Genomic DNA, 19,120 nt, shown 5'->3' with positions numbered 1-19,120 from the left:
ACCCCCATCGGCCCCCCCCCTCCGAATGCCATTAACACCGTATCGTCAGTTATGTCGGTGTAGTGACGGATTCCGTCCGCAATCTTACCCGCCCAAGCATCCATCATTTGGGTACATGCCTGTGGCAAGGAAAGCGAAAGCGGCTCGGCTACGTGACGAAGAATGGCCGCCTCGGCCTTATCGTATTTAAGCGCCAATTTGCCGCCAAAATAGGTCTTAGGATCAAGTAAACCCATCACTAGCAATACATCAGTAATGGTCGCTTTATCGCCTCCCATACCAAAACACGCAGGCCCCGGTGCACCACCAACGGATTCTGGCCCAACTTTAATCATGCCACCTTCAGCGCGGATGATTGAACCACCGCCAACACCGACGCTCACAATCTCTGCGAGGGGATCGCTGCAGCGAACGCCCTCAATCAATCCCAAGCGGCTGGCGATAATTTTGTTATCTTCAACTAATCCGATATCAGTCGTAGTCCCACCTACATCGATGGTAATTACCCGGCGATAGTCGTAATACCGGCTATAGGCTAAGGCCCCTTCTGCACCGCCCCGAGGGCCGGAACTGTATGTTTTAAGGGCAATGGTTTTTGCAACGCGACCGGAATACCCGTCATTCCGATATACCAAGAGTGGATTACGGGTACGAAAATGACTCAGCTCATTTTCAGTGTTGTATAAAAATCGCTCCATTGCTGGATGCAAAAATGCGTTAAATAAAGCCGTCCAAAGTCTCACGTTAGGATTCGCATGCCGGCACAACGCACTTGAATAAAGCACTGGCACCGACCCCAATAAATGACGAGGGAAGGACCGCAGTATTGTTTTACGCAAGGCGCTTTCTTGGTCAACAAAGTCGTCATCACAAAAGGCCACAACTATCCGGCTTGCGCCGGCAGCAGAGAGCCGACCGACAGCTTCAGTCAAACACTTTTGGTAGGCTTGCGGCTCCAAATTCATATCGAGCACCGCCACCCTATCTCCCAGCAGGTCTGCAAATAAAGCCTGCTGATGATCGTCCTCACAGCACCAGTCACGATCAGCCGTATTGAGCAATAGTCCGAGAGACGGGCCCTTGCGCTCAACCAAGGCATTGGTGCCCTGAGTGGTGCTATAGCGAATATGATCCGTAGACTGCAACAAGGCCTTTAGGTCTTCATGACCATAAATATCTTCAGAGATCTTCTTTAAACCTTCGAAAAAGCATTTACTAAGATCAAAGGGCGTTGTAATTGTTTTGGTGTGATAAGAGGTATCACCATCCAAGACCCAAATATCGGTCAGCGTGCCGCCGTTATCAATATTGATAAGTTTTCCCATGCCATATCTCTTCTTATCTGGTTATGTATTGCATTCTCGCCATCAGGGCGCGCTCAGCCAACTACCCAAATGAGCAGTTCTTACATATGCTCCGATCACCCCGAAAACGACTATAGATGCGGGGCATTATGGGCAGGTAAACTAAGGAGAAAGCACTACCCCTATGGGTAGATGATTAAGGTGGGGGTTTAGGGTAAAAATAATGTCCGTGCCAAACCCAGCAACCGTTGCGCAAAGGCATTTAAATTGCAGGTATACGATTCGCTAGACATAAACACCCATCAATACAAATAAGAAATAGGATTACGTTATGAGTAGCCCCACCCAATGCCAGTATTGGCGCTTTGATATTCGCCCAGAAGTTAATATCAGCAATGACACTTTCAGCCTTCAGGAGCGAGCGCTAGGCAGTCTTGAGGAGGGCCAGATTCGGGTCAAAAATATTATTCTGTCTATGGATGCAACCAACCGCCTTTGGCTGGGCGAGCGCGAAGAACTGTATATGGAGCCGGTTAGCTTAGGTGACAGCATGAAGGGCTTTGGCCTGTGCGAGATTGTTGAGTCTCGTAGCCGTGGGTTTAAAGTAGGACAGTTAGTCACGGCACTGACCGAATGGGCTGAGTATTCGACACTTGAAGCCAGCGCAGTGCAGCCCTTTTCCGCACCGACTGATATGCCATTAGATTTGGCGTTTGGGGTAATGAGTATCGCCGGACCAACGGCATACCACGGCCTACTTAATATCGCCCATCCAAAACCAGGCGAAACCGTGGTAGTCACTGCCGCATCCGGCGCAGTGGGATGTATTGCGGGACAAATTGCAAAGCTTAGCGGTTGTCGAGTCGTCGGTACTGCAGGTAGCAACGAAAAATGCCAATACTTAGTTGAAGAACTTGGTTTTGATGCGGCAATCAACTATCGCAGCGCAAACTATGAACAAGCGCTGGCCGCCGCATGTCCAAATGGTATAGACATACAATTTGAAAATGTCGGCGGTAGTATTTTAGACGCCTGCCTAAAACGAATGAATAATGGCGGACGTGTTGTTATTTGCGGCTTAATTTCCATGTATAACTCCACAGAAAATGTACCAGGCCCATATATGTTTCACAATAGCATCATGAAACGTCTAAAAATTGAGGGCTTCGTCATACTCGATCACGCCGCCGACTTTCCCGTGATGCAGCAGCATTTAGCTCGCTGGTTACAAGATGGCTCTGTCAAATTCAAGCTACATTGCCACGAAGGACTTGAACATGCCTCAACTGCATTACAAAGCTTGTATACAGGCGAAAACAACGGCAAGGTATTGGTTAAAATATAAGTGCAATTAAACAGCTAAATTTGTGGCGCCAGCTTAAACACAAGACTAGCAACACGGCTATCTAGTAGCATGCAAGATTAAAATAAACCAAGTAGACTGGCATAGCGCGGCATCAAGCACGATAGTGCCGCTTCACTATACGCTATAAATAATAGTACATTTATGCTGACCAATTTAAGTAACAAGTCCATTGGCTTATCGCATCATAAATTCCAAGCACCGTTGGGCGAGCAGAAACAGGTTCTCCGCAGCGAACTGCTCGCACGTATAAGTAAATTAGAAGCGACACAGTGTGTTGTTATTCAAGCTCCCGCCGGACACGGTAAAACCACCCTCCTAAAACAAATTCTTAGTGCTAGCCGAGCCGATGGGAAATTAACGGCATGGCTAAAAATTGATGAAACAGACAACGATCTTAACCGACTATTATTGCACCTAGACAAAATTGCAGGCGACCTAGAAGAGAGCCATCAAGCTCAGCATGCTGCTGCGCTGAAGGAAAACTCATTACCTAAGGGCCGCGCCGAACGGTTTAATAATAGACTCGCGGAAATTGGCACAGAGATACACCTGTTCATTGATGACTTTCAATTTATTGAAGAACCCGAGATTGAACTACTCTTCCGACATATACTGAAAAGCCTACCGAACTCGGTAAGAATATTTATTGCATCTCGCTCATTACCCAAAATAGGGCTGACTGAGCTACAAGTAGTACAACGTCTCGAACTGCTGCGATTTGAAGAAATTAAGTTCTCCCTTCAGGAAACAAAAGACTTCTTTCAAATTGAACACCAACTGAGCCTGAGCGATGACGATCTATCTATTATTTACAATAGATCCGAAGGCTGGGCCGCAGCACTGCAATTATTTAGGCTCACTCTCGCAAAGCGCAGTGTCAAAGACTCATTAAATAATTTGGAATCTTACACGCCATTTCAAATTACTGAATATCTTGCCAGCAACGTTTTACAGCAGCAAGCAACAGATACACAGGACTTTTTACTGTATTGCTCGCTGCTACCGAAAATTTGTGCGTCGCTGTGCGAAAAAATCACCGGCCGCAAAGATTCCCAAGAAACCTTAGAGAAGTTGGAACATCAAGGCCTATTTTTAAACAATATCGACAACGAAAACCATTGGTTCCAATTCCACAGGCTATTTTCCGACTACTTAAAGGAAGTATTGCGAAAGCGCTCCCCTACGCGCTGCCGACAAATTCACAATGATGCTGCGCGCTGGTTCTTAGAGCACGAGCTCTATGAGGATGCACTATTCCACGCCGTAGAAGCGCAAGACTTTGAGCTTGCAACACATTCGATGGATATTTGGGCAACGGATCAAATAACCAGCGCCTGCCTACACTCCGTTGAACGCTGGGCAGAAAAAATCCCGTTACAACATATTTTTGATCGGCCAAGCCTAATCGTCAAAATAACCTGGGCGCTCACATTTCTAAGACGTCGAGCCAAGGTACTCCCCTATTTAGATGAACTAAAAAAGCTCGGCGAGAAAAAGTTAGATTGGCAATTTTCCATAGAACGTCAAATCACTATGGCGGTAGTTGAAATGGCACTTGATCACCTCGATCAAGCATTTGAAAATGTCGCAAATATCAAAACGGAAAATCACGAAGCCAGAGGGTTCTGGGCGTTTGAACTTGGCGCCGCTGCAAATATACAAGCTTGCCGAAGAATTGCGTATGGTAATTTTTCTGCGGCACGTTATCACATCGCTGTGGGCAGAAATCACAATCATGGCGATAGCGCACCGTTTCTGGCCGGATACAATACTGGTTTAACCATCATAAGTAGCTACCTACAGGGAAGCATCAATGAAGCTTACGAACGCAGTATTTCAGTTCTAAAAACAAAGGGACTTAATATAGAAGAATCATACGCCGCCACAGCGGCAGTCTGCTGCACACTATTCCCACTCTATGAAAAGAACGATTTCGACACGGCCATTAAGGTCTTTGAGCAGTATCACCAAGAAATCAATACAGGATTGCTTCCAGATTTCGTATCTGCGGCCTACCTGCCGATGATTAGGATTTACGACGTAAAAGGTGAACGCAGCAAAGCAAGAGAACTACTAGATACATTAGAAGACATCGCTATCAGTGCAAACTGGCCGCGAATCATCCAACTTTGTAATTGGGAACATATCCGCCGAGAATTACTAAGCGATAGCAGTCAGAAAAATATGGCTATTAGTAAATCAACAGGCGATGCGGAATTAAATTTTGAAGCGCCCCCTTTCCTAAGTTTTTCTGACGCGTTAGAGAATCCATCCATTGCTCGCCTTCGGCTTGAGATCCATACTTGCCCAACTGATGAAACCAGTTCAAAGCTCCAAGATGCTATTCAACAGGCACAAAGCCACAATCTAATTCCAAGAGAAATTAAGCTCCATATTCTCAATGCCATATTAAATATCAACAAGGGAAACAGTGCTCAGTCTAGCAGCGAACTCAAAACAGCGATGACTCTTGCGGCTGAATACGGCGTAGTTAGAAGCATTCTAGACGAGGGACCAAAGGTTATTCAGCTACTTAAATCTCATTTGAATGGAAGCTGGTCGAGCACATTGAATCATTATATAAAATTCTTGCTCAGCCACTGTGAAGAAACCGTAGACATTTCAGAAACAGAAACCGAACTTTTAGAGGCTCTCACATCACGAGAAATGCAAATTTTGTCACTCCTTGCTAAGGGCGAAACCAACAAAAATATTGCTCGCAACCTCTTTGTTTCAGAAAACACCGTTAAATTTCATTTAAAAAATATTTTTAACAAATTGAATGTGAGCACGCGTACACAGGCGATTAATAACGCAACCATGCTGGGGCTTATTTAGCATCTGGTAGAACCCGACCTGAAAGAAAAAGTTATCCAACCCTCCGATTCGTGCATAGATTGGCAGCTACTGTAGAATTGGCAGAAATATTACCCGTGCACGAATCAAGGCAACTGCTCCTTCTTTGAATTTTTTAGAATACTGCTTGTAACTGCATTTCTGTCCCATGATGACACTCCAATAATTGACGGGTATTATCTCTTATTGAAGTGTCCGGTTCATTCAACCAGAACAGTTTCCATTTTACGGCGATTAGCCTTTGTATCCTTAAGGGTGGTTTGTTCGCGACAGCGTGAACCGTTAACCCTAAAGTCAAAAAACAGACAGCCAGTTTCTTCACGGACCCTAACCTTACCCATAGCACTTCCCCCCCGAAGCCAAGGGAATAGCAATGCTATCGCTCTGAGATAACCCCATATCACGCTCAATGTTTTCCCAAATATATAGAATCTTCCGCCCGCCAAACGGACGAATGTAGTGCGTTCCTTCGAATAAAACCGAATCCTTCAGAACACTACGAATTGTCGTAGGCTCATAATGAATCCGCTCAGATAGACCATCAGTAGTAAGGTAGGTATAACTCATGTATATTTCCTTCATCGCAAGTCGATTTTTAGCACCCCACGTCGAGTTTACGCGACGTTTTGGTTTTATACCACGACAAATATCGATAATCAACAACCAATGTCAATTATATTCGACAGGTGTCTATTTTGATTAGAATACGATTAAAAGAAATGCTGGCCGAAAAAGAATTTCGTGATGGGCGAGTCATAACCCTAAACGAAGTATCCAAGGCTACCGGCATACACCGAGCAACGCTTTCTAAGATTGCGAACGAAAAGGGATGTAATACCGNAACTGACAATATTGATGCGCTTTGCAACTACTTTGAGTGCCGTGTTGAAGACCTGTTAGTACACCTTCCTGAGCCAGCGCCCAAGGTCGACTAACTGGTCATTTTTGCTAAATTATCATTTATTTTTATTCAGCACTTGGGCGCAAAATGGGCACGATTTGGGCACAGTATGGGCACAAGGTGGTCACAGACAAAAAGTAGAGACGAAAAAAAAGCGCTGCATATCTGCAACGCTTTGATTTTCTTCGGAATTTGATGGTGGGCCGTGATGGATTCGAACCATCGACCAATTGGTTAAAAGCCAACTGCTCTACCACTGAGCTAACGGCCCCGAAAGAGGCGCTTATAATACGGATTTCTAAATAAAAAACAAGCACCTACGCATAAAAAATGCAGATATATTACTACTTGCTATATCGCGTCGGATCGATTACCCCAGCTTGCTCAAACCCTTCACGCCGAAGGTAGCAGCTATCGCAGCGCCCGCAGGCCTCACCGCTGTCATTAGCGCTGTAGCACGACACAGTTTGTGCGTAGTCTACACCTAGGGCTGCGCCTGCTTTTACAATGTCGGCCTTGCTGAGCTTCATCAGCGGTGTGTGGATGTGCATGCCATGACCTTCCACTCCAGCCTTAGTCGCGACATTCGCCAAGACTTCAAACGCTTCGATGAAGGCTGGACGACAGTCTGGGTAGCCCGAATAGTCCACTGCATTCACACCAATAAAAATATCATCTGCGTCCAGCACTTCTGCCCAGCCAAGCGCTATCGATAAAAAGACGGTATTTCTAGCCGGAACATAAGTAACGGGAATACCTGCTGCGCCAGCGTCAGGTACGGCTATATTCATATCTGTTAATGCTGAGCCGCCAATACTGCTCAGGTCTAGCCGTATGACTTTAAACTCTTTGGCGCCACCCGTTTCAGCAACTTGTTTAGCGGCGACCAATTCTGCGCGGTGACGCTGCCCATAATCAAATGCTAGGGCATAGCACTCGTAGCCCGCCGCCACCGCCTGAGCAAGCACTGTTGCGCTGTCTAAACCACCAGATACCAGTACCACCGCTTTTTTCGCCAAAACTATTCCTCTACTTCTGCTAACACGCTACTCAGGCGTATTTATTTAATGTCCTGCCGCGTCATTCCACAGCAATTTATGTAGTTGCATTTGAAAACGCACGGGCAAGTTATCTTCTACAATCCAATTGGCTAAGTCGGTCGCACTTAGCTGACCAAAGCTCGGTGAGAATAGTACTTCCCCCGCTTTTTCTGACAATTTATTGGCATCTAATTGAAAGCGCGCCCAGTCGTAATCTTCTCGATCACAGAGAACGAATTTAATTTGGTCGTGAGCAGTGATGAAGGCGATATTATCCATAAGATTGCGATGTACTTCACCGGAAGCTGGTGTTTTTAGATCCATCACCTTTGAAACGCGAGGGTCGACTTGGGCAACGCTCAATGCACCACTTGTCTCTAGCGACACTTGATAACCCGCATCACATAATGCTGAAAGCAGTGTATGGCACTCTGGCTGAGCTAGGGGTTCGCCACCAGTCACACAAACATAACGAGGCTTATACGAGGCGACTTCCGTTAAGATGTCGTCCAATTGACGACGCTCACCGCCATGAAAGGCATATTCGGTGTCGCAGTAAACACAACGTAATGGGCAACCCGTCAGGCGCACAAACACCGTCGGCAAGCCCAGGGTACGAGATTCACCCTGAAGAGAATAAAAGATTTCAGTGATGCGTAGGGTATTTGCGTTCATGCAGGCTGGCTACCGGATGCTGGATTTTTACCGGAGATCAGCCGCGCAAGCCTTGCTCCGCGAAAATCAAAAATTCTTACGGAGAAATTCGCGCGATTTATTCACCGCAGAGTTTCCGGTATTACCATAACGATCAATGACATGGGTCAGCATTTCCTGCGATTTTTTCTTGTCGCCATTTAGGAAATACACAGTACCCAATTTATACATGGCTGCAGGGACCTTGCCATGATCGGGATAATCGGTCAGCAGGCGCTGAAACGCTTCGGTAGAAGCGGGTAAATTTTGAGGTTTAATAGCGACGTATAACTCGCCGAGCCAATACCATGCGTTTGGCGTGTAACGCCCCGCAGGATATTTTTCTGCATAGGCTAAAAAAGCCTCAATTGCTTGGCCATATGAAGCGCTTTTCACCAAATCATAGGCTGTTGCGTAATCTGATGACTCATTGCCATCGAGAACAAGTGAAGAACCCGATGCAGCAGCTGTTGCCGCTGGGGCATTTGGATTGCTTGATTCGGCCATTTCTACATCGGTTGTTGCCGACGTGACGCTTGGATCAATTTCAGCTGCATCGCCCATCGCGCTACTGGCACTTCCGCCAGCGCTCAATCGACGGTCAATATCAATATAACGATCTAAACTCTGCTGTTTAAGCTGGCGTAACTGATGCCCTTGTTCTTCCACTGTTCCCCGCAGCGCCATAATTTCCTGGCGCAGGAGTTGCAGCTGCTGATACATCTCCCCTTCCATACCTCGACCCGATTGAGCATCAGACCGAGAGGAACTTACATCAACAACTGGGGCTTGCGCCCAAAGCTGCGCCGACAAGCATGCTGCCGGCAGCAGCAAAAACAGTGGTTTTATAAACTGCATCAGTACGCCTTATTAATTACTTCAGTTCTACACGACGGTTTTGCGAGTATGTTGATTCAGACTGACCGAATGCAACTGGGCGCTCTTCACCGTAGCTAACGGTTTCTATACGGTAGCGTGGAATGCCATTAATTGCCATGTAATCAGCAACTGAAATTGCACGACGCTCAGCCAACGCTATATTGTACTCACGAGTGCCGCGCTCGTCAGCATGGCCTTCCAAACGGACTGGGCCAGTGGTCTTTTTAAGACGTACAATTTGCGCGTCCAATGCTTTACGTGCTTTTACTGTCAAAGTAGCTTGGTCGAATTCGAAATAAAATACAGTTTCGAGGTTCGCCATGTCGTCAGAGTTGTACGAATCATTCATTGAATCAGTAGATTCTGTATACGTACTTACTTTGTCAGCACCTTCTTGGCCGCTAGCATCAGTGTCAGTTGAAGCGCAACCAGCTAACAACGCGCTAAAGAAAGCTACACCCAAAAACATATTTTTTGCTTGGTATTTCATGGCATTTTCCCGTCAAGTTTTGTTTAAACATTTCCAACCATACAATATCCATTGTCTGATCGGTATTTCATTTTCCGGCTTCTACTTCATTGAAGAAAAGGCGACCAAGCCGGTTCGCGCACATCCCCGAATCGCGACGGCAATCTGTACTTCACACCGCCGTCTATCGATACTGCCGCCAAGACCCCCTTGCCATCATACTGCGTAGCGTACAATAACATACTGGCGTTTGGCGCCACACTAGGTGACTCGTCCAAATTAGTCGTAGTGAGAATTTCGACACGGTTGCGCTTTAAATCTAAGACCGCAATGTGATAATTACCATTCTCTCTATGTACCATGACCAATCCTAAGCCATCTGCCAGCACCCTCGCCCTGGCATTATAGTCACCTTCAAATGTAACTCGTTCCACTGATCCGCTACTAACATTAACCTTATAAATCTGAGGCTTACCGCCACGGTCAGAGGTAAATACAATCGACTTACCGTCCGGCATCCATGCTGGCTCAGTGTCGATGGCAAAGTGATTTGTTACGCGCTGCAAATCACCGCTCGCCAAATCCATTACATATATATCGGGGCTGCCATCCTTTGACAGCACCATCGCCATTTTTGCTCCATCCGGTGAAAATGCAGGCGCACCATTTAAACCTTTAAATGACGTAAGTTGTGTACGCGCATTAGTTCGCAGGTCCTGGATATAAATAGCAGGACGCGTTGTTTCAAAAGATACGTAGGCAATTTTCTGACCATCGGGCGACCACGTCGGCGCCATAATTGGCTCTCGACTGTCAAATAACACCGATTCATTGGCTCCATCGATATCGCTTTTCAGCAAACGGAAGCGGGTTCGGTTACCCCCTTCGCGAACAGCGGAAACATAAAGCAATTGCGTACGAAAAGCACCACGAATATTTGTGAGTTTTTCATATATTTTGTCACTAACGGTATGCGCAAGGTATCTAGGCTTATCAATACTGACCGATTCTTTACCGGTCAGTATGACGCGCTGAGTATTCACGTCTAAAAGTTCGTAATTTGCTGTTACCGTACCGGTAACCTCTTGAGAGAGTGTGCCCACTACAACGTAATCAACGCCAAGACTTTTCCAATCGCGATAATACACTTCCGTAGCGTTGCGTGGCCGCCCCAACATATCACTACGACTTAAGGGGGAAAACTGACCGCTACGATGTAGGTCGCTCTCTACTATAGATGCAATATCTTCCGCAACAGTCAAACCTGACTGCCAGCCAAAAGGCACTATCGCTATTGGAACGGGATCATCCTTACCCTTATTTATTTCAATGGTAAGGTCAGCCATAGAAACACTGCTGGCCGCCAAAAATATTAGTGCTGTAATAATCCGTATCAACATTACCGCCTCAAATCTTGGGGTGAGAAATTAATATTAAAACGCCGAAAATTTTTCTCGTAGGCGCCCATATCCTCTGTAGCCAAATTGGCTAGCTCTTCAATCCTACCTAAGCGCGTCACCGCTCTAGTTACCGACAAATCAAATGCCTGATCACCGCTACCTTTAATAATTTGATGACCTACGATTTCGCCTGTAGGTGTCGTCATGATCTGAATTGTAGCCTGCATACCATTACGAGCAGACAATGGTCTCGACCAATTATCTTGAATCAGTTTTTGAATCAAATCGCCATACGTAGACGCGAGTTCTCCCTCATCTACTAAATCGTCTTCCGAGGCCAAGGCATCTGCCAGCTCTTTTTGCTGCTGACGCCGTATCTCCTCTTCCAGGGCACGCTGTTTAGCCTCTTCCCGCGCCTTTTCCTCAGCCTTCTTCTTGCGAATTTCTTCCGGCGTCGGCCCTTTGGGCTTGGGCTTTGGCGTCGGTTTTGGCGCTGGCTTTTTCACCTCTAGTTTGGGCTCAGGCTTTTTCACCGGTTCTGGCTTTGGCGCCGGTTTAACCACAGGCTTAGGTGTTGGCTTTGGCGCCGGAGCAGGCTTAGCAGGACGCGACACCGGTTTCTCAAGCACCAGCTTTGCCTGAATTGCTAGAGGTTTGGCTTTCAGCTCAATAACTCGGCTGTCCTTGGGTATCCCAAATAATAAAAAGCCAATAGCCACGCCATGTAAAACTACCGTTACCGCCGCCGGCACCAATTTAATATCATTCATCGCGCTTATTTCGCTCCGCTGCGCGACTGTGGTTCCTCGGTAATTAAGCCGATAGATGTCGCGCCGGCACCCTGTAGGGCAGCCATTGCAGCAACAACACTCGCATAATCCACCGCGCCATCACCTTTTACCATCACAGGAGTCTTTGGCTTATTGCGTAATATCTTACCTAACTTATCGCCAATTTCTGCAAGCTCTACCGGCTCGCCTTGTTTTTCTGGATCACCAAGCGTTACGTAATATTTGCCTGCTTTATCCACCGAAACCACAATAGGGTCGTCATCGGTTTGCGGAACCGGCTCAGTGGATGCTTGTGGTAAATCTACCTGCACCCCTTGCACCAACAAAGGCGCCGTCACCATAAATACGATCAATAACACCAGCATGACATCAATATAAGGAACCACATTAATGTCTGACATGGGTTTGCGTTTATTTCGCCGAGACATAGCCAGTGCTCCTAATCTCGCGAATGAATCTGGCGATGCAGAATGCTAGAGAATTCTTCAGAGAAGGTATCGTACTTACCTGCAAAGGAGTCCACTTTTGAAGAGAAGCGGTTATAAGACACAACAGCTGGGATCGCCGCAATCAAACCCATTGCTGTTGCCACCAATGCCTCCGAAATACCCGGCGCAACCGTTGCCAGCGTGGCCTGCTGTACTTGGCCAAGGCCGTGGAAGGAACCCATAATCCCCCACACGGTTCCAAGCAAACCGACGTAAGGACTGGTTGAACCAACCGTCGCCAAAAATGGTAAGCCGTGTTCCATGGCCTCTTCCTCACGAGACAACGCAACGCGCATTGACCGCTGACAAGCTTCCATCATGGCGTCGGAATCGAGTTTCTTTTTGGCCAACCGCGTAAACTCTTTAAATCCGGCGCGAAAGACACTTTCCATACCCATAACAACGCGCTTGTCACCGCCCTCGGTATACAGGGTATTCAAATCCGTACCCGACCAAAATCGCGATTCAAAACGGGCTATTTCAGTCTGCGCTTGATTGAAATACATCACCCGCTGGGCAATTTGATACCACGACACTACCGAGGCCAGCAGTAAAATCAGCATAATAAGCTGCACAAACAAACTGGCTTGGCTAACTAAATGCCAAATGGAAAGCTCTTGTCCCACAGTTAACTCCCGTCGTTTCTTGTTTTCACACTATATGTTTTTAAAGAGTAAGCACTGATAACAATGCTTCCGGTATACGCTTTGGTTTTAAAGCTACCTTGTCCACACAAGCCAATTTGACTTGGGCGCTACACAGTACTTCATCACCACGATAAACGTGTTGATCAAAGCTTAATGATGCTTTTGCCGCCGCTATGACCTTGGCGGTAACAATTAGTTGCTCATCTAGCTTAGCTGATCGCAAATATTTTGTAGTTAGGTCCGTCACGACAAACATCAAAGACTCATCAATGAACGCCGCTTTATGAAATCCAAGAGCACGCATGTATTCTGTACGTGCACGCTCAAAAAACTTTAAATAATTAACGTAAAAAACGATACCACCTGCGTCCGTGTCCTCCATGTAGACCCGCAAGGGCATTTTGAATTCCATCAACCCTTACCGCCAATTTCGGTAATATCGCCGCTTTTAGGCAATTCTAAGCCAAAATGCCGATAAGCATGATTCGTGACTACCCGCCCTCTTGGTGTTCGCATAATAAAGCCTTGTTGAATCAAATAGGGCTCTAAAACGTCTTCGATAGTGCCGCGCTCTTCACTTATTGCCGCCGCCAAACTGTCTACGCCTACCGGCCCGCCATCAAAGCGCTCTATCATCGCCAATAATAAACGGCGATCAAGATGATCAAAGCCACTACTGTCTACATTTAGCATATTTAGTGCCTGATCTGCGATGTCCTTACTCACCACACCGTCAGACTTCACCTCAGCATAGTCACGCACACGACGCAGCAAGCGATTAGCGATGCGCGGTGTTCCCCGTGACCGCAAAGCGATCTCATGGGCGCCCTCACTATCTAGCTGCATACCTAAAATATTGGCGGATCTCGCAACAATCGTGGCGATATCTTTTACACCATAGAACTCTAAACGCTGCACGATGCCGAAGCGGTCCCGCAGCGGCGAGGTTAACAAACCCGCACGAGTCGTCGCCCCCACCAAGGTAAACGGTGGTAAATCTAATTTAATCGAGCGCGCTGCAGGGCCTTCACCAATCATTATATCCAGCTGGTAATCTTCCATCGCCGGATAGAGTATTTCTTCTATATTTGGGCTGAGCCTGTGAATCTCATCAATGAACAAGACGTCGCCGGCATCAAGATTTGTCATCAACGCGGCAAGGTCGCCGGCTTTTTCCAATACCGGTCCAGAGGTTGTTTTAAGCGACACCCCCATTTCATTGGCTAAAATATTTGCCAACGTGGTTTTACCCAAGCCCGGCGGGCCAAATATTAAAGTGTGGTCCAATGGCTCATTGCGCATCCGCGCCGCGCTCACAAATATATTCATTTGCTCGCACACCGCAGGCTGACCAATATAATCAGCTAATGTTTTAGGCCGGATAGCCCTATCGAAACGCTCTTCTAATGGTTCGCTGGCATCGGGCGCCACAAGGCGGTCTATTTCTATCATGTCAGATTGCGGTCTTCACTTGATCATGTTTTTTAAAGCGGCACGAATCAACTCTTCGCTACTCGCGTCATCCGTTTTTAGGGCACTAATCGCCTTGCTCGCTTCTTGGGGCTTATAACCCAAGGCCACCAGCGCGGCTTCCGCTTCAGTAATATTCACTTTTGCCGTGATGACTGCGCTAGTGGTATTACTCGTCGACGCAGACAAGTCCCAATCTTTCAAGCGGTCGCGCATTTCAATGACAAGGCGCTCTGCCGTCTTTTTACCCACCCCCGGCAATCTTACCAAGGCAGCAGTATTAGCCTCTTTCACGCATTGAACAAACTCATCGCTGTCGATACCAGACATGATAGTCAGCGCCAACTTTGGACCAACACCGTTAACCTTGATCAAATCGCGAAATAGGCGCCGCGAGGTCACATCGCTAAATCCAAACAACTGCTGAGCATCTTCGCGAACTATAAACTGGGTGTAAAGTGACACCACTTGCCCAAGTGCGGGCAAGCCATAAAGTGTCGTCATAGGCACCTGCACCTCATAACCTACGCCATTCACGTCTATTACGATTTCTGGAGCTTGCTTTTCTATCAGTACGCCACGTAATCGGCCAATCATCGATATTTCCTGTTATTTAAGGCGACCACGGCGCAGACGCATCGCCGGTTCAGCAGCCATACTTTGCAGTCCTTGACGCGCATTGGCATGACAAATTGCTGCGGCCAAAGCATCGGCGGCATCTTCTTGCGGCATCGCAGGCAGCTTGAGTAATATTTTAACCATATGCTGTACTTGCGCTTTGTCTGCAGCGCCGGTGCCGACTACTGCCTTTTTAATTTGCCTTGCGGTGTATTCCGCCACCAGCAATCCGTTACTAACACAGGCGACCACGGCGGCGCCCCGCGCCTGCCCTAGCTTAAGCGCCGAACCGGCACTTTTAGCCATAAAGACTTCTTCTACCACTGCCTCAACGGGAGAGTATTCAGCAATAATAGTGCATAAACTTTTAAAAATAATATCTAGGCGCGCAGGTAAGGCACCCTGAGGCAGCCGAATAACACCGCTGGTGATGTAGCGGTGATGATTACCATTTACCTCTATTACACCGAAACCAGTTTTCTGTGATCCGGGGTCGACCCCCAAAATAATAGCCATAGATCCTAATGCATTCGCTTCTTACTGACACAAGGAAGGAATGAGCACGCTATTCATACCCTAGGCGCAAAACCTAGCAGCACAGATAAGCTGCACATCTATTAATCCTGAAAATTGGGGTCAACAAATACGCGCGTACAGCGCAGGCCGTCCCCGCGAGTATTATGCACAGATTTAAAGGAATAATGACACGCTAGTAACAGTGGCGTGTGAATGACATTTTGGTTATCCCCACTGCCACACAGGCAGTGGGGGCAAGTACTGCTTGCTGTCAGCGCTATTATTTTTCTTCTAATTTACGCAAACGGATATTTAACTCACTTAGCTGCTTAGCCTCTACCACACCCGGCGCGTCGGTCATAACGCAGGCTGCACTCTGGGTTTTTGGGAAGGCGATCACGTCGCGAATCGATTTAGCTCCCGTCATCAGCATCACCAAACGGTCTAGACCAAAGGCCAAACCACCGTGTGGTGGCGCACCGTATTTCAGAGCATCTAACAAGAAGCCGAATTTCTCTTCTGCTTCTTCAGGCCCAATGCCCAATACACGGAATACCGCTTTCTGCATATCGCTGCGATGAATACGGACTGAACCACCACCCAGCTCGGTGCCATTCAGAACCATGTCATAGGCGATAGACAAGGCTTCGCCTGGCGCTTTTTCAAGTTCTTCAGGCGTGCACGACGGCGCAGTAAATGGATGATGCAAAGACGTCCAGTTGCCACTGCCATCCTGCTCAAACATCGGGAAGTCTACAACCCACAGTGGCGCCCACTGGCAGGTGTATAATTGGAGATCTTCGCCCAATTTACAGCGCAGAGCACCAAGGGCTTCATTTACAATCTTGGTGGTATCAGCGCCGAAGAAGATAAGATCGCCGTTTTCCGCCTCTAAGCGTTCCAAAATTGCCGCGCGCACTGGCTCAGGCAAAAACTTCACAATCGGTGATTGCAGACCGTTTTCCAGATCAGATTTATCGTTAACCTTGATGTACGCCAAGCCCTTGGCACCGTAGATACTAACAAACTTCGTGTATTCATCGATTTTCTTACGTGTCAGCGCCTCATTACCACCTGGTACTTTCAGCGCAGCAACACGGCCATCGGCACTCTTGGCTGGGCCTGAGAACACTTTAAATTCAACGTCCTGCATCAGATCGCCGACATCAACCATTTCTAATGGAATACGCATATCCGGCTTGTCGCTACCAAAACGCGACATCGCCTCTGCGTACTTCATGGTTGGGAAGCTACCGAGATCGATATCCATCACTTCTTTAAATAGATCGCTAATCATACCTTCGGTGACGGCCATGATCTGCTTGTCATCCATAAAGGAGGTTTCAATATCGATCTGGGTAAATTCCGGCTGACGGTCTGCCCGCAAGTCTTCGTCACGGAAGCACTTGGCAATTTGATAATAACGGTCGAAACCAGACACCATTAATAACTGCTTAAACAACTGTGGCGACTGCGGCAAAGCAAAGAATTTGCCTGCATGAGTACGGCTAGGCACCAAATAATCGCGAGCACCCTCTGGCGTGGCGCGAGTCAAAATAGGGGTTTCGATATCGAGGAAGTTCTGGCTGTCTAGGTAGCGGCGCAATACCGAGGTAATCTTTGCACGCAAGCGCAATTTGTCAGAAATCTGCGGCCGACGTAAATCTAAGTAGCGGTAACGCAGGCGTACATCCTCACCTACGTTAGTGTGGTCATCTAGCTGAAATGGCGGCGTTTCTGACTCATTCAGAATTTCCAGCTCTTTACCGAGTATTTCAATCTCACCGGTTTTCATATTGGCGTTAACGGTCGCGCCGGCACGCGCACGAACTCGGCCGCGAATACGCAGTACATATTCACCACGAACACGGTCAGCCGTGCGGAAATGCTCTTCGGTATCAGGATCAAATACGACCTGAACAATACCTTCGCGGTCGCGCATATCGAGGAAGATTACCCCGCCATGATCTCGACGACGGTCAACCCAGCCACACAGAGTGACCTCTTGATCTATATGTTCGCTACCCAAGCTGCCGCAATAATGACTGCGCATGTGTTCTATTCTCTCTATATCAAAATGTATCTAACTTATTCCATCAGCACTTTACTTTCGGTGCCAATCACTCGGTTTTGCAAGCACTGATGTCAACGCTCGCTAATTTGACCTCTAGGCCTCTGACGCTGACGACGAACCACCAGCAGAGCCTTCGCCCGCTAAATTTTTCTTTTTGGCACCGCTTTTAAAATCAGTCTCGTACCAGCCGCCGCCTTTTAGACGAAAACCCGCTGCCGAGATCTTTTTCACCAGCTCGGCAGCACCGCATTCTGGGCAATCTGTCAAAGCAGGATCACTCATTTTTTGCAGCGCCTCATGCTCATGCTGACAGGCCTTGCACTGATATTCATAAATAGGCATTGGAAAACTCCCAAAACTCAAAGCACACAAAAGAAGTCATATCGAGCCAAGCGGCGCAAAAGGAGCCGGATTATAACGCAAAGCAGGGCTGGCAATAAATGCAGCTGTGAATATGAAGGGGAAATAAACTGTTAGAGTGGGAAAATCAGCCCCGAGCACATGAAAATATGCCGAGGCTGAAGAAGATTTAGCTTAGATAGCGAAATCTTTCAGTTTTTTCAATGGACGAACCTTAACCGCAACACTCGCGGGCTTGGCTTTAAACATCGTTTCTTCACCAGTAAATGGATTAATCCCTTTACGAGCTTTGGTCGCAGGCTTTTTAACCGTCGTAATTTTCATCAAGCCTGGGATAGTGAACTCACCCAAGGCACGTTTTTTCACACTGCGCTCAATCAGTACTTCCAGCTCTTCTAAAACATCACCTACCTGCTTGCGAGTTAGGTTGGTGTTTTCTGCGATCTCGGTGAGAATTTGAGTTTTGGTCATTTTCTCAGAGATAGCGGTAGTTTTGCGCTTAGGTGCGGCAGCAGCGGCAGCAACCTTCGCTTTAGCTGGAGCTTTTTTTGGGGCAGCTTTTTTGGGAGCAGCTTTTTTAATCGCCATTAGAGTTTTCCTGTATCACACGTTAAGTTTTATTGGCCTAAAACAGTTATAAGCACCAACCAGCAATACCGCATGCCAATCACGAATCTGTGCCTGCGACTATCTATAGTAGATTGTGCCCACCAATACAAGATTATTACGGTATTTTTCGTTCAAAACACTGTAAAAAAGGCGTTTTTTGTATGCCACGCCAAATTATTAAATTTCGACCGAAGCTTTTTACGCTCTGACTTACTCAACCATCAGCGCCAAACCACTATTAGCATAAGCTCCACGGAGCTGTATTAAGTGCTCATTCAAGGTATCTACCGCATACGGTATGGCGGGATGCAGCCCCCAAACGGGTTTTGGCCACGCCACATCGGTGGAAAATCTAGCAATATGGTGGATATGCAGCTGCGGCACCATATTGCCAAGCGCGCCGACGTTAAGCTTTTCTGCGACAAACTCACGGCGTAACACCGCACAAGTTATATTAGATTCTTGGAGATATAACTGCTGATCCGCTGCGTTCAAATCGCAAACCTCACGCATTCCCTCCCGCTTTGGCACCAAGATCAACCACGGATACTGGCAGTCATTCATTAACAACACTCTGCACAGCGGCAAATCACCCACCACAGCACAATCTCGCGCTAATACTTCATGCAATTTGAACAT

21 protein-coding genes and 1 tRNA gene are annotated in these 19,120 nt (G+C 47.3%); 3 read left to right on the top strand and 19 right to left on the bottom strand.

Annotated features, from left to right (window positions below; genetic code table 11):
• A partial coding sequence (locus GVJ32_RS07055; RefSeq protein WP_159239320.1) for a hydantoinase/oxoprolinase family protein occupies window positions 1-1,325 on the bottom strand: 1,325 nt, incomplete at its 3' end.
• 310 nt (window positions 1,326-1,635) lie between these two features.
• Between GVJ32_RS07055 and GVJ32_RS18400 the strand changes: the two genes are divergently transcribed.
• Window positions 1,636-2,649, top strand: coding sequence for an NADP-dependent oxidoreductase (locus GVJ32_RS18400; RefSeq protein ID WP_159239319.1), 1,014 nt, complete (start codon window positions 1,636-1,638; stop codon window positions 2,647-2,649).
• Between the two features lie 162 nt (window positions 2,650-2,811).
• On the top strand, window positions 2,812-5,508 hold the full coding sequence (locus tag GVJ32_RS07045; RefSeq protein WP_159239318.1) for a LuxR C-terminal-related transcriptional regulator: 2,697 nt from the start codon (window positions 2,812-2,814) through the stop codon (window positions 5,506-5,508).
• Window positions 5,509-5,726: 218 nt separating this feature from the next.
• Here GVJ32_RS07045 and GVJ32_RS18455 read toward each other — a convergent pair whose 3' ends face one another.
• Window positions 5,727-5,867, bottom strand: coding sequence for an Arm DNA-binding domain-containing protein (locus GVJ32_RS18455; RefSeq protein WP_159239317.1), 141 nt, complete (start codon window positions 5,865-5,867; stop codon window positions 5,727-5,729).
• Window positions 5,868-6,245: 378 nt separating this feature from the next.
• Here GVJ32_RS18455 and GVJ32_RS07030 point away from each other — a divergent pair, with 378 nt between their 5' ends.
• Complete coding sequence (locus tag GVJ32_RS07030; RefSeq protein WP_435808070.1) at window positions 6,246-6,461, top strand: helix-turn-helix domain-containing protein; 216 nt, start codon at window positions 6,246-6,248, stop codon at window positions 6,459-6,461.
• Between the two features lie 162 nt (window positions 6,462-6,623).
• On the opposite strand, the gene GVJ32_RS07025 is transcribed toward GVJ32_RS07030, so the two are convergent.
• From GVJ32_RS07025 to GVJ32_RS06945, 17 genes are all read right to left on the bottom strand, one after another.
• Window positions 6,624-6,698: transfer RNA gene (locus GVJ32_RS07025), tRNA-Lys, on the bottom strand.
• Between the two features lie 73 nt (window positions 6,699-6,771).
• Window positions 6,772-7,446, bottom strand: a complete 675-nt coding sequence (gene queC, locus GVJ32_RS07020) for a 7-cyano-7-deazaguanine synthase QueC (protein ID WP_159239315.1) — start codon at window positions 7,444-7,446, stop codon at window positions 6,772-6,774.
• A gap of 45 nt (window positions 7,447-7,491) precedes the next feature.
• Window positions 7,492-8,142 carry a 7-carboxy-7-deazaguanine synthase QueE gene (gene queE, locus GVJ32_RS07015; protein ID WP_159239314.1) on the bottom strand — a complete coding sequence of 217 codons (651 nt, stop codon included), beginning with the start codon at window positions 8,140-8,142 and terminating at the stop codon, window positions 7,492-7,494.
• Between the two features lie 66 nt (window positions 8,143-8,208).
• Window positions 8,209-9,018: a tol-pal system protein YbgF gene (gene ybgF / locus GVJ32_RS07010; RefSeq protein ID WP_159239313.1), complete on the bottom strand. Its 810-nt coding sequence runs from the start codon at window positions 9,016-9,018 to the stop codon at window positions 8,209-8,211.
• 16 nt (window positions 9,019-9,034) lie between these two features.
• On the bottom strand, window positions 9,035-9,529 hold the full coding sequence (locus tag GVJ32_RS07005) for an OmpA family protein (RefSeq protein WP_159239312.1): 495 nt from the start codon (window positions 9,527-9,529) through the stop codon (window positions 9,035-9,037).
• Window positions 9,530-9,615: 86 nt separating this feature from the next.
• Window positions 9,616-10,908, bottom strand: a complete 1,293-nt coding sequence (gene tolB, locus GVJ32_RS07000; protein WP_159239311.1) for a Tol-Pal system beta propeller repeat protein TolB — start codon at window positions 10,906-10,908, stop codon at window positions 9,616-9,618.
• Window positions 10,908-11,678, bottom strand: coding sequence for a cell envelope integrity protein TolA (locus GVJ32_RS06995; RefSeq protein ID WP_159239310.1), 771 nt, complete (start codon window positions 11,676-11,678; stop codon window positions 10,908-10,910). Before GVJ32_RS06995 ends, tolB begins: the two co-directional genes overlap by 1 nt.
• A gap of 5 nt (window positions 11,679-11,683) precedes the next feature.
• Window positions 11,684-12,127, bottom strand: coding sequence for a protein TolR (gene tolR / locus GVJ32_RS06990; protein ID WP_103685520.1), 444 nt, complete (start codon window positions 12,125-12,127; stop codon window positions 11,684-11,686).
• An 11-nt stretch (window positions 12,128-12,138) separates the two neighbouring features.
• Entirely contained in the window at window positions 12,139-12,813 is a 675-nt protein-coding gene (tolQ, locus tag GVJ32_RS06985) for a protein TolQ (protein WP_159239309.1), read from the bottom strand.
• A gap of 40 nt (window positions 12,814-12,853) precedes the next feature.
• A complete protein-coding gene (gene ybgC, locus GVJ32_RS06980; RefSeq protein WP_159239308.1) occupies window positions 12,854-13,246 on the bottom strand; it encodes a tol-pal system-associated acyl-CoA thioesterase in 393 nt (130 codons plus the stop codon).
• Window positions 13,246-14,286: a Holliday junction branch migration DNA helicase RuvB gene (gene ruvB, locus GVJ32_RS06975; RefSeq protein ID WP_159239307.1), complete on the bottom strand. Its 1,041-nt coding sequence runs from the start codon at window positions 14,284-14,286 to the stop codon at window positions 13,246-13,248. Before ruvB ends, ybgC begins: the two co-directional genes overlap by 1 nt.
• Window positions 14,287-14,301: 15 nt before the next feature.
• Window positions 14,302-14,901: a Holliday junction branch migration protein RuvA gene (gene ruvA, locus GVJ32_RS06970; protein ID WP_159239306.1), complete on the bottom strand. Its 600-nt coding sequence runs from the start codon at window positions 14,899-14,901 to the stop codon at window positions 14,302-14,304.
• Between the two features lie 12 nt (window positions 14,902-14,913).
• The gene (gene ruvC, locus GVJ32_RS06965; protein WP_159239305.1) at window positions 14,914-15,438 is read right to left on the bottom strand and encodes a crossover junction endodeoxyribonuclease RuvC; all 525 of its coding nucleotides are present in this window, start codon (window positions 15,436-15,438) and stop codon (window positions 14,914-14,916) included.
• Window positions 15,439-15,718: 280 nt separating this feature from the next.
• The gene (gene aspS, locus GVJ32_RS06960; protein WP_159239304.1) at window positions 15,719-17,491 is read right to left on the bottom strand and encodes an aspartate--tRNA ligase; all 1,773 of its coding nucleotides are present in this window, start codon (window positions 17,489-17,491) and stop codon (window positions 15,719-15,721) included.
• A 114-nt stretch (window positions 17,492-17,605) separates the two neighbouring features.
• Window positions 17,606-17,854, bottom strand: coding sequence for an FmdB family zinc ribbon protein (locus GVJ32_RS06955; protein ID WP_159239303.1), 249 nt, complete (start codon window positions 17,852-17,854; stop codon window positions 17,606-17,608).
• A gap of 192 nt (window positions 17,855-18,046) precedes the next feature.
• A complete protein-coding gene (locus GVJ32_RS06950) occupies window positions 18,047-18,460 on the bottom strand; it encodes an HU family DNA-binding protein (RefSeq protein WP_159239302.1) in 414 nt (137 codons plus the stop codon).
• Window positions 18,461-18,691: 231 nt separating this feature from the next.
• Window positions 18,692-19,120 carry an HIT domain-containing protein gene (locus tag GVJ32_RS06945; protein ID WP_159239301.1) on the bottom strand — a complete coding sequence of 143 codons (429 nt, stop codon included), beginning with the start codon at window positions 19,118-19,120 and terminating at the stop codon, window positions 18,692-18,694.

It is taken from the genome of Zhongshania aliphaticivorans, assembly GCF_902705855.1.
Classification (GTDB): Bacteria; Pseudomonadota; Gammaproteobacteria; order Pseudomonadales; family Spongiibacteraceae; genus Spongiibacter; species Spongiibacter aliphaticivorans_B.
This window is presented reverse-complemented; position numbering and strand designations above follow the sequence as displayed.

Bases quoted from the DNA above. Each gene is read 5' to 3' on its own strand.
- GVJ32_RS06950 (WP_159239302.1), bottom strand. From the start codon at position 18,460: ATGGCGATTAAAAAAGCTGCTCCCAAAAAAGCTGCCCCAAAAAAAGCT.
- GVJ32_RS06955 (WP_159239303.1), bottom strand. From the start codon at position 17,854: ATGCCTATTTATGAATATCAGTGCAAGGCCTGTCAGCATGAGCATGAG.
- GVJ32_RS07045 (WP_159239318.1), top strand. From the start codon at position 2,812: ATGCTGACCAATTTAAGTAACAAGTCCATTGGCTTATCGCATCATAAA.
- ruvC (WP_159239305.1), bottom strand. From the start codon at position 15,438: ATGGCTATTATTTTGGGGGTCGACCCCGGATCACAGAAAACTGGTTTC.
- ybgF (WP_159239313.1), bottom strand. From the start codon at position 9,018: ATGCAGTTTATAAAACCACTGTTTTTGCTGCTGCCGGCAGCATGCTTG.
- ybgC (WP_159239308.1), bottom strand. From the start codon at position 13,246: ATGGAATTCAAAATGCCCTTGCGGGTCTACATGGAGGACACGGACGCA.
- ruvB (WP_159239307.1), bottom strand. From the start codon at position 14,286: ATGATAGAAATAGACCGCCTTGTGGCGCCCGATGCCAGCGAACCATTA.
- queE (WP_159239314.1), bottom strand. From the start codon at position 8,142: ATGAACGCAAATACCCTACGCATCACTGAAATCTTTTATTCTCTTCAG.
- GVJ32_RS07005 (WP_159239312.1), bottom strand. From the start codon at position 9,529: ATGAAATACCAAGCAAAAAATATGTTTTTGGGTGTAGCTTTCTTTAGC.
- GVJ32_RS06995 (WP_159239310.1), bottom strand. From the start codon at position 11,678: ATGAATGATATTAAATTGGTGCCGGCGGCGGTAACGGTAGTTTTACAT.
- GVJ32_RS18455 (WP_159239317.1), bottom strand. From the start codon at position 5,867: ATGGGTAAGGTTAGGGTCCGTGAAGAAACTGGCTGTCTGTTTTTTGAC.
- aspS (WP_159239304.1), bottom strand. From the start codon at position 17,491: ATGCGCAGTCATTATTGCGGCAGCTTGGGTAGCGAACATATAGATCAA.
- GVJ32_RS06945 (WP_159239301.1), bottom strand. From the start codon at position 19,120: ATGTTCAAATTGCATGAAGTATTAGCGCGAGATTGTGCTGTGGTGGGT.
- tolB (WP_159239311.1), bottom strand. From the start codon at position 10,908: ATGTTGATACGGATTATTACAGCACTAATATTTTTGGCGGCCAGCAGT.
- GVJ32_RS18400 (WP_159239319.1), top strand. From the start codon at position 1,636: ATGAGTAGCCCCACCCAATGCCAGTATTGGCGCTTTGATATTCGCCCA.
- tolR (WP_103685520.1), bottom strand. From the start codon at position 12,127: ATGTCTCGGCGAAATAAACGCAAACCCATGTCAGACATTAATGTGGTT.
- ruvA (WP_159239306.1), bottom strand. From the start codon at position 14,901: ATGATTGGCCGATTACGTGGCGTACTGATAGAAAAGCAAGCTCCAGAA.